Origin of the sequence: Thermomonospora catenispora, assembly GCF_006363815.1 — a bacterium.
Classification (GTDB): Bacteria; Actinomycetota; Actinomycetes; order Streptosporangiales; family Streptosporangiaceae; genus Thermomonospora; species Thermomonospora catenispora.
In genome coordinates, this window is record NZ_RRYT01000040.1 from 25,003 (window position 1) to 37,666 (window position 12,664).

The following is a 12,664-nucleotide window of genomic DNA, read 5'->3' on the forward strand; positions in this document are numbered from 1 at the left end:
GTGCGTGGGGATCGCCATCAGCGATCCCACCGTCCCGCGTCGGGCAGGAACCGCTCCAGCTCGGTGGAGAGCGCCGACACGTACCGGCAGCCCGGTTTGGTGACGACCCGGGCAGTGCGCAGACCCGCACGCCCCGTTCATCGGACGCCGCCGAGGAGACCCCCGCCTTCAGACGGGGGGGAGGCCGGCCTCCTCCCCCGCAGGAGCCCCGGGAGATCGAGGCCTCGTCGACGCTCCCCGGGCTGGGCGGAGCCGACGGCCGGCCGCCGACCGTCCTGCCGACGGTCGGGATGACGGCGTCGCCGACCGGCATGACGATGCCGCGCCCCGACGTCCATGCCTCTGGCGGCGGTGGTCGGCGGCGCGGCGCTGCCGCCGCCGCGGCGCGGCGGGCGTCGCGACCGCCGGCGGCCTCGGGCGGTCAGCCGCGGTGGTGGTTCTCACCCGGCCACGCCTGCGGGGGCTCCTCGGGCTCGGGGTCGACGCCGGGGACGATCTGCTCGCACCACACGACCTTGCCGGAGGCGGTGCGGCGGCTCCCCCACCGATGCGCGAGCTGGCTGACCACCAGCAGGCCCCGGCCGTTCTCGTCGTCGTCGTGGGCGTGCCGCAGCCTGGGCAGCGCCGCGGACCGGTCCAACACCTCCAGGACCAGGGTGCGCTCCAGCAGCATCCGAAGCTGGATCGGCCCCGGGGCGTACCGCAGCGCGTTGGTGATCAGCTCCGAGGCCAGCAGCTCGGTGGTGTAGGACAGCTCATCCAGCTCCCAGCGGTCCAGCTGGGTGCGCACCAGCCCGCGGGCGCGTTTGACCGCGGCCGGGTCGGCGGGCAGCGTCCAGCAGACCCGGCGGTCGTCCGGCAGCCGCCGCAGCCGGGCGATGAGGACGGCGATGTCGTCGCGGTGGTGGTCGGCGTAGACGCCGCCGAGGGTGGCCTTGGCCAGCTCCTCCATCGGCCGCACGGCGCTGTCGGGGCCGAACACCTCGCGCAGCCGCTCCAGGCCGTCGTCGATGTCCCGGCCGCGGTTCTCCACCAGGCCGTCGGTGTAGATGACGAAGACGCTGCCGTCCTCGACCTCGAAGACCCGGCTGGTGATCGCGCCGCCGGACACCCCCAGCGGCGGGGCTGGCGGCACCTCCAGGTACTCGTTGGTGCCGTCGGGCCGGACCAGCAACGGCGGCAGATGCCCGGCCGAGGCGATCTCCAGGGTGCCGGTGCCGGCGTCGTACACCGCGTACACGCAGGTGGCGAAGTGCGGCTCCTGCTCGCCGAGCTCGATCATCAGCTCGTGCAGCACGTGCAGCGCGTCGGCCGGCGGGTACTCCAGGTTGGCCAGCGTGTGCAGGGCGGTGCGCAGCCGGCCCATGGTGACCGCGGCGCGCACTCCATGCCCGGCCACGTCGCCGACGATCAGGGCGACCCGCGCGCCGGGCAGCGCGATCGACTCGTACCAGTCGCCGCCGACCTCCACCAGCTTGCTGCCGGGCAGGTAGCGATGCCGGACCTCCACCGACGAGGGCGCCGACAGCCGGTTGGGCAGCAGGCTGCGCTGCAGGGCGAGGGCGGTGGCGCGCTCCCGGCTGAACCGGCGGGCGTTGTCGATGACGATGGCGGCGCGGGAGGCGAACTCCATGCCGATCTCGACGTCGTAGCGGTCGAACCGGCGATAGCCCGGGACGCGGGTGCACACCAGCAGACCGAGCAGGGTGCCGTGGGCGATCAGCGGCAGCAGCACCATCGAGGTGCCGGTGAGCAGCTCGGCCACCGGGGGGCGCCGCCAGATCCGGGCGATCTCGGCCGCCTGCTCGGCGTCGACCTGCGGCAGATGCACCGGCCGAGCGGTGTCCAGGCATTCCCGGTACGGCGTGCCCTCCGGGTACACCAGCACCTCGCCCTGCGGGAAGGTCGCCGACCACATGGCGTTGCCGTCGTCGGAGGTGACGGCCAGCCGGCGCAGCACCGCGTCGCCGGACTCGGCGTGCACCTCGTCGGCGGCGACCAGGCTCTCCAGCACCAGCACCGTCGCGGTGGTGCAAAAGTGCGGGACGACCACGTCGACCAGTCCTTTGGCGGTCTGGTCCAGGTCCAGGGAGGCGCCGAACCGGGTGAGCGGGTCGTCCAGCAGCGCGCGGCGCATCCGCGCCGGGTCCTGGAACCGCTCGCCGGCGGGCAGCGCCACCCGGATGTGCAGCAGCGCGGCGGGGGCGGGCCCGGCCTCGGCGGACACCAGCGGCTGGGCGGTGACGACGGCGTCGGTCAGGGTCTCGTCGGCGCGGCGCACCGACAGCACGGCGGTGCGCTCCTGGCCTCCGGCGACCGCCTCCAGCAGCCCTTCCAGATCCCGCTCGGCGTCGTCGGCGACCAGCGAGCCGATGAACCGGCCGAGCAGCTCCTCGGGCCGGTGTCCGAGCACCGCGGGGGCGTTGCCGCCGCACTGCACCACCCGTCCGGACCGGTCGATGCCCAGCACCAGGGTCCGCGAATCGGAGTCGGCTGCCGGCACCGGTCCCGGCTGGGCGCTCCCTGTGCGGGGTGGCGGCACCTTAGTCACCTCTGCTCCTGCCCACCGATCGTGCAACGGCTTCCCAGCGCTCAGTATGGGGCATAGCCCGCCGCAGGGGGGAGAAGATCACACCGATGGTCTGACCCGAGGGTCAGGTCGTGTCAGACGCCTATGCCCCGCATCAGGACGTCCACCACCATGTCGGGCAGCCGTTCGGCGACGTCGTCGTCGAACGGCGCCGGGGCGCGGCCGGGCATGGTCATCGCGCCGACCAGCACGGTGACGACGGCCTCGACGTCCAGATCGGCGCGCAGCTCGCCGGCGGCGATGCCGCGGCGCAGCACCCGGCGCATCAGCTCGCGGCGCGGTTCGAGGACCTCTTCCCGGTAGCGGTTCATCAGCTCGGGGTGCTTGTCGGCTCCGCCCAGGGCGTTCCACACGCAGCGACCGCGCCGGCCGGAGTGCTCGGCGGCGATGGCCCGGGCCAGTACCAGCAGATCCTCGCGCGCCGAGCGGCCGGGCGGCTCGGGGAGCGGTCCCTTCAAGGCGGCCAGCGCGGCGACGATGAGGCGTTCCTTGTCCGGCCAGCGCCGGTAGACGGTGCTCTTGCCGACCCCGGCCCGGGCGGCGACCGCCTCCATGGAGATCCCCGCCACCCCGCCCTCCTCGGCGAGCAGGTCGAGGACGGCCTCCATGATGGCCTTGTCGGCCCGGGCGCTGCGCGGCCGTCCGGGGCGGGCGGCGGTCGGCTCCGCGGGGGCCATCGCCGTCACCTCCCCCTCACAAACGCTGCTCGGCGGGGGCGGCCTGCGACGCCGGCCCGGTCGGCTCGGGCGCGGACCTGCCCGGCATCCAGCGCAGCACCAGCAGGGCGCCGAGGAACGCCATGACCGCCGAGCCGACCGCGGCGACGTGCATGCCGTGCACGAAGGCCTCGCGCGCCGGGGCGATCAGCGCCTCCCCGGCCGGGCCGAGCCTGCCCGCCAGGCTCAGGGTGCCCTCGATGGACTCGCCGGCGACGTGCCGGACGTCCTCGGGGACGCCGGCGGGCAGCCGGTCCAACGGGCCGCGCATCTCGCCGCGGTAGACGGAGGCGAGCAGCGAGCCCAGCACGGCGACGCCCATGGCGACCGCGACCTGACGGGCGGTGTTGTTGAGCGCCGAGCCGGCCCCGGCCTTCTCGCGCGGCAGCGCCGACATCACCGACTCGGTGGCCGGCGGCATCACGTTGGCCATGCCGGAGCCCTGGACGAAGGCGACCGCGCCGAAGACCCACAGCGGGGTGTTCTCATCGCACAGCTGGTAGCCCAGCATCGCCGCGGTGACCAGCAGCATCCCGGTGGTGCACACGGCGCGGGCCCCGTACCGGCGGACCATGAGGGCGCTGCGCGGGGAGAAGATCAGCTGCGCCGCCGCGAACGGCAGCATCATCAGCCCCGCCTGCAGCGGGCTCAGCCCGCGCACCGACTGCAGGTAGAACGAGCCGAAGAAGAACACCCCGGAGGTGGCGAAGAAGCAGAAGGCGATGGAGCCGACGGCCACCGACAGCCGCGGGTCGCGGAACAGCCGCACGTCGAACGCCGGGTGGTCGGTGCGGGCCTCGTGCCAGGCGAACAGCGCGATCACCGCCAGCCCGACGGCGATCGGGCCGAGCACCGCCGGCTCCAGCCAGCGGCCGCGCTCTCCGCCCTCGATGATCCCGTATGACAGGGCGACCAGCCCGACGATGGACAGCAGCACGCCGAGCGGGTCGATCCGGCCGGGGTCGGGGTTGCGCGACTCGGGCACCAGCCACAGCATCCCGGCCAGGCCGACGGCGACGATCGGCACGTTGACCAGGAACACCGAGCCCCACCAGAAGTGGCTCAGCAGCAGCCCGCCGGTGACCGGGCCGATCGCCACGGCCAGCCCGACCGCGCCGGACCAGACGCCGATGGCGCGGCCGCGTTCGCGGGGGTCGAACACGTTGGTGATGATCGACAGGGTCTGCGGCATGATCGCCGCGCCGCCCAGGCCCATCAGCGCCCGCGCCGCGATGAGCTGTTCGGGGGTCTGGGCGTACGCCGAGGCCAGCGAGGACAGCCCGAAGACCGCCATTCCGGCGATCAGCACCCGTTTGCGGCCCAGCCGGTCGCCGATCACTCCGAAGGTGAACAGCAGTCCGGCGAACACCAGCGTGTAGGAGTTGATCGACCACTCCAGCTCGCTCTGGGTGGCGCCCAGTCCGCGCCGCGGATCGGCGATGGTGCGCAGGGCGACGTTGAGGATGGTGTTGTCCAGGACGACCACCAGCAGGCTGAAGACCAGGACGCCGAGAATCGCCCAGCGGCGCGGGTGGCCGGTGTGCTCGGTGGACGGGTGTGGCGGCACGATGCTCCTCGACGGGTTCCCGGAAGATCTCCCGGAGACTCCCGGGAAGGTTTGTCACGATCAAGCGAGATTCCTCACCAACGATACGCTACGGGAGCGTTTCGTTATTCCCGATGTTTCCACCACGGATCTCCAAGGAATGTCCTAGGTACCGAATCCGTTTTGATCGTGGGATCATCGGTTCCGTCCGGGTACGCCACCGTGGCGCCTCGAGACTGGAGGTTCACATCCATGTCTTCTGCTGCCCCCAGTACCGCCCCCCGCACCGACGCCCTGTACGGCGGCAGGGCCGGTGACCGCAGGGTGACCGTGCGCGACATCGCGGCCGCCAAGCAGCGCGGCGAGAAATGGCCCATGCTGACCGCCTACGACGCGATGACCGCCCGAGTGTTCGACGAGGCCGGCATCCCCGTCCTGCTGGTCGGCGACTCGGCCGCCATGGTCGTGTACGGCTACGACTCCACCATTCCGATCACCGTCGAGGATCTGATCCCGCTGACCGCCGCGGTCGTCCGCGGGTCCAAGCGGGCGATGGTGGTGGCCGACCTGCCGTTCGGCTCGTATCAGACCGGCGTCGCCGACGGGCTGGCCACCGCGATGCGCTTCCTGAAGGAGACCGGCGCGCACGCCGTCAAGCTGGAGGGCGGCCGCCGGGTGCTGCCCCAGGTCGAGGCGATGGTGGCGGCCGGCATCCCGGTGATGGGCCATCTCGGGCTCACTCCGCAGTCGGTGAACGTCCTGGGCGGTTACCGGGTGCAGGGGCGCGGCGAGGCCGGCGAGGAGCTGGTGGCCGACGCCAAGGCCCTGGAGGCGGCCGGGGCGTTCTCGGTGGTGCTGGAGTGCGTGCCCGCCGAGCTGGCCGCCCGCATCACCGCCTCGCTGTCCATCCCCACGATCGGCATCGGCGCCGGCGACGCCTGCGACGCGCAGGTGCTGGTCTGGCAGGACATGGCCGGGCTGACCCCGCGCACCGCCAAGTTCGTCAAGAAGTTCGCCGACGTGGCGACCGTGCTCGGCGACGCCGCCCGCGCCTTCGCCGAGGAGGTCGTCAACGGCGCCTTCCCCGGCCCCGAGCACTCCTACCGCTGAACCGGCCGGATCCGGCGCCGAATGTCGACGCCGGCGCCGGCGTCCGGCGCGGGGCGGGCGTCGTCCCGCCCCGCGCCGGGCGGGCGGCCCGGGAACCGGGGCCGCCCCTCCCGCACGTCCTTCTCACACGTCGGTGATGCGCAGCCCGGCGTGGGCCTTGTAACGGCGGTTGATGGAGATCAGGTTGGCGGTGAACGCCTCGACCTGGCGGGCGTTGCGCAACCGGCCGCCGTAGACGCCGCGCATCCCCCCGATCCGGCCCGCCAGCGCCTGCACCGTGTCGGTGGCCTCCCGGTCGTCGCCCAGCACGAGCACGTCCAGTTCCATCTCGTCCACGTCGGGATCCAGCAGCAGCTTGGCCGAGACGTGGTGGAACGCGGCGACCACCCGGCTCTCGGGGAGCACCGCCGCGGCCTGCTCGGCCGCGCTGCCCTCCTCGACCTCCAACGCGAACGCGCCCCGCTTGTCGAAGCCCAAGGGGTTCACGCAGTCGACCACGATCTTCCCGGCCAGCTCGGCGCGCAGCGACTCCAAGGTGGCCTTGTGCCCCTCCCACGGCACCGCCACGATCACCACGTCGGACTCCGCGGCGGCCACCGCGTTCTCCGCGCCGCGGATCGACAGGCCCAGCTCGGCCGCGGCCCGCTCGGCGCGTTCGGCGCTGCGGGAGCCGATGATCACCGGATGGCCGGCCATCGCGAAACGGCGGGCCAGTCCCTTCCCCTGATCGCCGGTGCCGCCCAGGATGCCCAGGGACAGACCGCTGACGTCCGGAAGGTCATGGGGCGTCTTCTGCTCGCTCATGGGTCGATCCTCCCAGTTCGCCCTCGGCGGCGAGCGGGCGGACCCTCCCGTTCGCCCCCTCCTCGCCGACGCGCTGCGGCACCATGGGGCCGTGGACGCCGATCAGGTCGCGATGCTGCGCGAAGTGCTGGCCGCCACCGGCTGGCTGGAACGGACCGGGGAGTTCGCCCGGGCGCTGCGCACCTCGACGCGCGCGCCCGGGAAGCTGCTGCTGGTGGGCACCCCCTCCGAGGACCCCTGGCACCTGGCGGCGCACCTGGACGACGAGAGCCGCCTCAACCGCATCCCCGAGCTCTCCCCCACCCTGGTGCGCTGGTCCCCGCCGCCGCAGGCCCCGCCGCACCTGCGGATCGGGCTGGAACGTCTGGAGCGGGCCGGACGCGGCGAGACGCTGTTCGTGGTCGCCGAGGACGCCGCCCCGGCGCCGCTGTTGGAGCGGGTCGACGACGCGCGGCGCGGCGGCGCGACGATCCTCGCCCTCGACGGCGGCGACCGCGACCTGGAGGGGCTGGCCCACGAGGCGCTGACCGTCCCGCCGCAGGACCGGCTGCTGTCCTTCGACGGCGCCCAGCACCTGGTCAGCGCCGCGGCGGGGGCGGCGCCGGAGCGGCGCCGCGGACTGCGCGAGCGGCTGGCGCGGGTGCTGGAGCGGATCAGCGGCCCGGTCGTCCCGGACTGACCGTCCGCCGAAGGCCCCGGCGACGGGCGGGCGGTCCCGCCGCGCCTCGCCGCCCGGCCGTCAGTCCTCCTCGTCCTGGGCGTCCCAGGCCTCGTTGCGGGCGCGGGCCCGGTCCAGGGCGCCAGCGGCCTCGGCCTCGGTGGCGTACGGGCCCATCCGGTCCTTGTCGGGGCAGCCCGCGCCGTGCTCCACCCGCAGGTGCTTGAGGCAGAACCACCACTCGTCGGCGGAGAGCTTCACCGAACACCTCCCGAACCTCGCCCGACGCCTTCAGTCGTGCCCGCATCGGGGCAACTACACTCCAGTGGCATGACGACCCCACTCCGGCCAGGCCGCGTCTCGCCGATGCGCAAGGTACCCCCGCACATCCCCCGCCCGGAGTACGTGGGAAAGAAACGTCCCAAGACCGGCGAGCCGGACGTCAAGTCCCCCGAGATCATCGAACGGATGCGGGTCGCCGGCAAGATCGCCGGGCAGGCGCTGCAGGAGGTCGGCAGGCACGTGCGGCCCGGCATCACCACCGACGAGCTGGACCGGATCGGTCACGAGTTCCTGCTGGACCACGGCGCCTACCCGTCCACCCTGGGCTACCGCGGCTTCCCCAAGTCGCTGTGCACCTCCATCAACGAGGTGATCTGCCACGGCATCCCCGACGACACGGTGCTGCGCGAGGGCGACATCGTCAACATCGACATCACCGCCTACATCGACGGGGTGCACGGCGACACCGACGCCACGTTCCTGGTGGGCGAGGTGGACGAGGAGTCGCGGCTGCTGGTGGAGCGCACCCACGAGGCGATGATGCGCGGCATCCGGGCGGTCGCCCCGGGCCGGGCCATCAACGTGATCGGTCGGGTCATCGAGTCGTACGCGCGCCGGTTCGGGTACGGGGTGGTGCGCGACTTCACCGGGCACGGCATCGGCACCACCTTCCACTCCGGCCTGATCGTGCCGCACTACGACGACCCCGCCGCCACCACGATCATGCAGCCGGGGATGACGTTCACCATCGAGCCGATGCTCACGCTGGGCACCATCGAGTACGACATCTGGCCGGACGGCTGGACGGTGGTGACCAAGGACCGCAAGCGGACCGCGCAGTTCGAGCACACGATCCTGGTGACCGAGGAGGGTCACGAAATCCTCACCCTCCCCTGACCGCTGCCCCGAACGCCGAGCGGGTAGGAGATCAGCGCCGGATCCCCTCGTCCCCGGGAGCGCGACGCATGACCTCTCCGGTGCCGCAGGAGCCGCGGGTCCCCTCCGACACCATGCCGCCGGGTCGTGCGGCGCTCAGCGTGACGTGGGCCCTGCTGCCGTTCCTGTCGCTGGGGTGGGCGACGCCGCTGGTGTTCGCGGGGGCGGCGATCTGGCGGCGCAGCGGCCATCTGATGATCGCCGCGGTGCTCTACCTGGGGCTGTTCACGGCCCAGGTCATGCTGCTGCCGGCGGCCGAGACCGATCCGCTCGCCGAACGGCTCTCCGGGGCGTGCCTGCTGACCCAGATGATCGGGGGCTGCTTCCACGCGTTCCTGGTGCGACGGCGGGTGTTCGACCCGGAGGGGACGGCCGGGCTGGCGGGCAACGAACGGGCGATCGCGCTGGCGCGTCGGCGGCGGCTGATGCGCGCCAAGGCCCGGGAGCTGGCGGAGCGGGATCCGGGACTGGCCAAGGAGCTGGGCATCGGGCGACCCGATCTGCCCCGCCGATACGACGACGGCGGGCTGATCGACCTCAACCACGCCCCGGCGCAGACGCTGACCCGGCTGCCGGGCGTCACCGAGGAGATGGCCCGGCGGATCGTCGAGGTCCGCGCGCAGACCGGCGGGTTCGTCTCCGCCGAGGAGCTGTCCGCGCTGGCGGGCCTGCCGCCCGCGCTGACCGCCGACCTGGCCGAGTACGGGGTCTTCCTGCCGTGACCCCCCGCCGTGACGGCCCCGGGGGAACCACGGCCGCCGCACCGCGTCGAACCAGGTGAACGGACCGGTTCCGGGCGCCGCCCCCGGCGGGGCGCCGCACCGGTTACAGTCCGGCCCATGGCGATCATGAGAGGGATGGGGGGAAGCACCCCATGATGGGGCGAACGCACGCGCTCAGCGGCGCGGTGGTGTGGCTGGCGGCGGCGCCGGCGCTGTCCCAGGAGCGCTGGCTCGGCGACTTCGCGGTGTCGCTGTCGCCCGCCCAGGTGGCGGCGGGGGCGGTGGTCTGCGCGGGCGCGGCGCTGCTGCCCGACATCGACCACCACAACGGGCGGATCGCCAACACGATCGGGCCGGTCACCAAGTCCCTGTGCAAGTGGGTCGGCAAGGTCTCCGGCGGGCACCGGCAGGCCACCCACTCGATCCTGTTCGCGCTGGCGGCGGGGCTGGTGATGGACCTGCTGGCCACCCATGTGGAGTACCTGTGGTGGGTGGCGCTGTTCATCACCGTCGGGTTCGGCCTGCGCGGGATCGGGCTGGACTTCGAAAAGCACGAGGTCTGGTCGTCGGTCGCCGACTGCGCGGTGGCGGCGCTGGCGGTCTGGTGGATGAGCACCCTGGACATGAGCTTCGCCGGATACGCGGTGACGTTGGGGTGCCTGGCGCACATCGCCGGCGACTGCCTGACGCCCCGGGGCTGCCCGATCTTCTGGCCCGTCAAGTGGCGTCTGGACATCCCGCTGGTGCCGCGCACCGACGGCAAGGTCGAACGCTGGGTGGTCGGCCCCGTCCTGACCCTCGCCGCGGCCATCCTCGCCGTGCGCTCGGTCCTGGGCGACGTGGCCGTCGAGTGGCTCGGCAGCGGCTGATCCCGCCCGTCTCGCCCGTCCGGCCGGGAGGCGAGGCGGGCGGCGGCGCTCAGTAGCGGACGACCAGGGCGATGCGGTCGTGGTCGACCAGGAAGCCGTCGGAGACCAAGGTGACCTCCCCGCCGTACTCCAGGACGGTCTCGATGACGCGGTCCACGGCGTCGTCGACGACGTCGCCGGGCGGCCGGCGCCCGTCCACCGGGATCAGGTCGCCTCGAGGGGACCGGACGGCGGGCGCGCAGTAGCCGCGTTCCACCACCAGGTGGGCGCCCCGGCCCTCCTCGGCGAGCCGGGCGACATCGGTCAGGCCGCAGGCGTAGCGGCGCAGGCTCCGGGCGGCCTCCAGCTCGGTGAGCACGGCGACCTCGCGCAGGTCCTCGTAGGCGGCCAGCACCGGACGGGCCAGCTCGGCCAGCTCGTCGGCGCCGGCGTCGGAGCGGTCGCCGTCGATGCGCCCGGCCAGGATGATCGACCCGTGGGCGGCGGCCTCGAAACGCGCCTGGTCGGGGGTGGTGCCCGCCACGACGACCGGACGCGGGTCGCGTCCGGTCACGGCGCCCAGCGCCGCGGCGACGGCCCGGTGGAAGCCCTCCCCCTCGCCCGGGGGGCGGGTCATGGGGAACGGCCCGTCGAGGACCTCGGTGAGCCCGTCGGCCCGGCCGTCCCACAGCCGGGCGCGGTCGGCCAGCGTCAGCAGCCAGTACCGGGTGGTGCGGGTGTGGGCGGCGATGAGGTCGCGGGTGGCGAAGGTGTGGTCGACGACGACGCGCTCCTCCGCCGGCGGCTGGTCGAGGACGAACGCGTGGCGCTCCCCGTCGGGGGCGGCGTACAGCGCCACGCCCTCGCGGGCGCGCTCGAGATCGACGCGGTCGGCGGCCTGCCGCAGCCCGCCCATCACCTCCTCCGCCAGGGCGGGCGGCACCCGCGGGTCCTCCTCGAGCCGACGACGGGCCTGAGCGAGCAGGTCGCGCAGCCGGTCGGGATCGGGGCGTCCGTCCGACCCCCCGCGGTGCACCGACAGCAGCACCGAGACGGCCGGGTACGGGCGCGGTTTACGCAGCTCCGAAAGTGTGACGGCGTCCATGATCCCCCGATCGGATCGATTCGGCCCTGCTGGAACTTTTCTAACAATTCGCAGGTAAACGACGTGTAACCCGCAGTCGAGGATCGTTGCCGCACGCCCGGGGACGCCGCCGGTTGAACCGCGCCCGACGGGGATGAGTCGGGACGAGCGGTCAGGAGGTGCGCGATGAGCAGAGGATTCCACGGCGCGCCGGCGGCGGTCCTGGCGCTGTCGCTGGGGCTCGGCGCGGCGGCCGGATGCACGCAGCACGAGGATCCGGGAGGACGGGCGGGCGCGTCCCGCGCCACGACCCTGTCCGTGGCGCAGGACGCGGCCCGGGTGCAGGAGCAGTACCAGCGGGTGATCCGGCAGGTGCTGCCGTCGGTGGTGCAGATCGGGACCGACGACGGCGAGGGGTCCGGGGTGGTGTACGACGCCGCCGGTCACATCGTCACCAACGCCCATGTGGTCGCAGGAAGCCGGCGGGTCGAGGTGACCCCGGCCGACGGCGGCCCGGCCCGCCCCGGCACGGTGGTGGGCGCCTTCGTCCCCGACGACCTGGCGGTGGTCAAGGTGGACGGCGGCGGCCTGCCCCCGGCCGCGTTCGGGGACTCCGCCAAGGTGCAGGTCGGGCAGATCGTGCTGGCCCTGGGCAACCCGCTGGGCCTCTCCGGAAGCGTGACCCAGGGCATCGTGTCGGCGACCGGCCGCAGCGTCACCACCGCCGCCGAGGGCGACTTCCCCGGTTCCACGATCGCCGACGCGCTGCAGACCAGCGCGGCGATCAATCCCGGCAACAGCGGCGGCGCGCTGGTCACGCTGGACGGCCGGGTGATCGGCATTCCGACCGCGGCCGCCCGCGGCCCGGAGGGCGGTGCGGCTCCGGGGATCGGGTTCGCCACGCCCAGCGACACCGTCAAGCGGATCGTGCCCCAGCTCATCCGGTCCGGCCGGGTCACCGACTCGGGCCGCGCCGCCCTCGGGGTCACCGTCCGCACCGTCGTGGATCTGCGCACCGGCGAGCCGGCCGGGGTGGGCGTGGTCTCCGTCGAGCGGGGCGGCGGCGCCGAGCGGGGAGGCGTCGGGCCCGGCGATGTGATCACGGCCGTCAACGGCGTCCCCACCCCGACCCAGGCCGCCCTGTCGCAGGTGCTGGCCGGTCTCAAGCCCGGGGACGTCGCCAAGGTCACCGTCCGCTCGGGCGGCGGCGAGGAACGGACCGTGGAGGTCGCCCTCGGCGAACTCCCCGGCGGCTGACCCCGCTCGCCGCGGCTCACCGATCCCGACCGCCCGCGGACGCCTCGTGCGCCGGTCCCGCGGCGGCGGGCGCCCGCGCGGGCCGCCGGCGGCGGGCACGCCCGGCCGGGC

12 protein-coding genes are annotated in these 12,664 nt (G+C 73.9%); 6 read left to right on the top strand and 6 right to left on the bottom strand.

The window, feature by feature from the left end; translation table 11 throughout:
- Positions 1-421 precede the first annotated feature (421 nt).
- The 3 genes from EIO00_RS21690 to EIO00_RS21700 all read right to left on the bottom strand — a co-directional run bounded on the left by EIO00_RS21690 (position 422) and on the right by EIO00_RS21700 (position 4,873).
- Entirely contained in the window at positions 422-2,503 is a 2,082-nt protein-coding gene (locus tag EIO00_RS21690; protein ID WP_140181885.1) for a SpoIIE family protein phosphatase, read from the bottom strand.
- 161 nt (positions 2,504-2,664) lie between these two features.
- The gene (locus EIO00_RS21695; RefSeq protein WP_140181887.1) at positions 2,665-3,267 is read right to left on the bottom strand and encodes a TetR/AcrR family transcriptional regulator; all 603 of its coding nucleotides are present in this window, start codon (positions 3,265-3,267) and stop codon (positions 2,665-2,667) included.
- 16 nt (positions 3,268-3,283) lie between these two features.
- Entirely contained in the window at positions 3,284-4,873 is a 1,590-nt protein-coding gene (locus EIO00_RS21700) for an MFS transporter (RefSeq protein ID WP_140181889.1), read from the bottom strand.
- Between the two features lie 231 nt (positions 4,874-5,104).
- On the opposite strand from EIO00_RS21700, the gene panB reads away from it, so the two are divergent.
- On the top strand, positions 5,105-5,962 hold the full coding sequence (panB, locus tag EIO00_RS21705; RefSeq protein ID WP_140181891.1) for a 3-methyl-2-oxobutanoate hydroxymethyltransferase: 858 nt from the start codon (positions 5,105-5,107) through the stop codon (positions 5,960-5,962).
- A gap of 123 nt (positions 5,963-6,085) precedes the next feature.
- On the opposite strand, the gene npdG is transcribed toward panB, so the two are convergent.
- Positions 6,086-6,766, bottom strand: coding sequence for an NADPH-dependent F420 reductase (npdG, locus tag EIO00_RS21710; RefSeq protein ID WP_140181893.1), 681 nt, complete (start codon positions 6,764-6,766; stop codon positions 6,086-6,088).
- A 91-nt stretch (positions 6,767-6,857) separates the two neighbouring features.
- Between npdG and EIO00_RS21715 the strand changes: the two genes are divergently transcribed.
- A complete protein-coding gene (locus EIO00_RS21715; protein ID WP_175596303.1) occupies positions 6,858-7,445 on the top strand; it encodes a hypothetical protein in 588 nt (195 codons plus the stop codon).
- A gap of 60 nt (positions 7,446-7,505) precedes the next feature.
- Here the strand turns inward: EIO00_RS21715 and EIO00_RS21720 are convergent, their stop codons facing one another.
- On the bottom strand, positions 7,506-7,685 hold the full coding sequence (locus EIO00_RS21720) for a hypothetical protein (RefSeq protein WP_140181895.1): 180 nt from the start codon (positions 7,683-7,685) through the stop codon (positions 7,506-7,508).
- Between the two features lie 69 nt (positions 7,686-7,754).
- Here EIO00_RS21720 and map point away from each other — a divergent pair, with 69 nt between their 5' ends.
- The 3 genes from map to EIO00_RS21735 all read left to right on the top strand — a co-directional run bounded on the left by map (position 7,755) and on the right by EIO00_RS21735 (position 10,233).
- Positions 7,755-8,603, top strand: a complete 849-nt coding sequence (map, locus tag EIO00_RS21725) for a type I methionyl aminopeptidase (protein WP_140181897.1) — start codon at positions 7,755-7,757, stop codon at positions 8,601-8,603.
- Between the two features lie 68 nt (positions 8,604-8,671).
- Complete coding sequence (locus EIO00_RS21730; RefSeq protein ID WP_140181899.1) at positions 8,672-9,364, top strand: ComEA family DNA-binding protein; 693 nt, start codon at positions 8,672-8,674, stop codon at positions 9,362-9,364.
- Positions 9,365-9,516: 152 nt separating this feature from the next.
- On the top strand, positions 9,517-10,233 hold the full coding sequence (locus EIO00_RS21735; protein ID WP_175596302.1) for a metal-dependent hydrolase: 717 nt from the start codon (positions 9,517-9,519) through the stop codon (positions 10,231-10,233).
- Between the two features lie 49 nt (positions 10,234-10,282).
- Here EIO00_RS21735 and EIO00_RS21740 read toward each other — a convergent pair whose 3' ends face one another.
- The gene (locus EIO00_RS21740) at positions 10,283-11,317 is read right to left on the bottom strand and encodes a baeRF3 domain-containing protein (protein ID WP_140181901.1); all 1,035 of its coding nucleotides are present in this window, start codon (positions 11,315-11,317) and stop codon (positions 10,283-10,285) included.
- Positions 11,318-11,482: 165 nt separating this feature from the next.
- On the opposite strand from EIO00_RS21740, the gene EIO00_RS21745 reads away from it, so the two are divergent.
- On the top strand, positions 11,483-12,553 hold the full coding sequence (locus EIO00_RS21745; protein WP_140181903.1) for a S1C family serine protease: 1,071 nt from the start codon (positions 11,483-11,485) through the stop codon (positions 12,551-12,553).
- Positions 12,554-12,664: the final 111 nt, after the last annotated feature.

What these genes read in the sequence shown, in the direction of transcription:
- EIO00_RS21695 (WP_140181887.1), bottom strand. Translation starts at nt 3,267, where the DNA reads ATGGCCCCCGCGGAGCCGACCGCCGCCCGCCCCGGACGGCCGCGCAGC.
- panB (WP_140181891.1), top strand. Translation starts at nt 5,105, where the DNA reads ATGTCTTCTGCTGCCCCCAGTACCGCCCCCCGCACCGACGCCCTGTAC.
- npdG (WP_140181893.1), bottom strand. Translation starts at nt 6,766, where the DNA reads ATGAGCGAGCAGAAGACGCCCCATGACCTTCCGGACGTCAGCGGTCTG.
- map (WP_140181897.1), top strand. Translation starts at nt 7,755, where the DNA reads ATGACGACCCCACTCCGGCCAGGCCGCGTCTCGCCGATGCGCAAGGTA.
- EIO00_RS21730 (WP_140181899.1), top strand. Translation starts at nt 8,672, where the DNA reads ATGACCTCTCCGGTGCCGCAGGAGCCGCGGGTCCCCTCCGACACCATG.
- EIO00_RS21735 (WP_175596302.1), top strand. Translation starts at nt 9,517, where the DNA reads ATGATGGGGCGAACGCACGCGCTCAGCGGCGCGGTGGTGTGGCTGGCG.
- EIO00_RS21740 (WP_140181901.1), bottom strand. Translation starts at nt 11,317, where the DNA reads ATGGACGCCGTCACACTTTCGGAGCTGCGTAAACCGCGCCCGTACCCG.
- EIO00_RS21745 (WP_140181903.1), top strand. Translation starts at nt 11,483, where the DNA reads ATGAGCAGAGGATTCCACGGCGCGCCGGCGGCGGTCCTGGCGCTGTCG.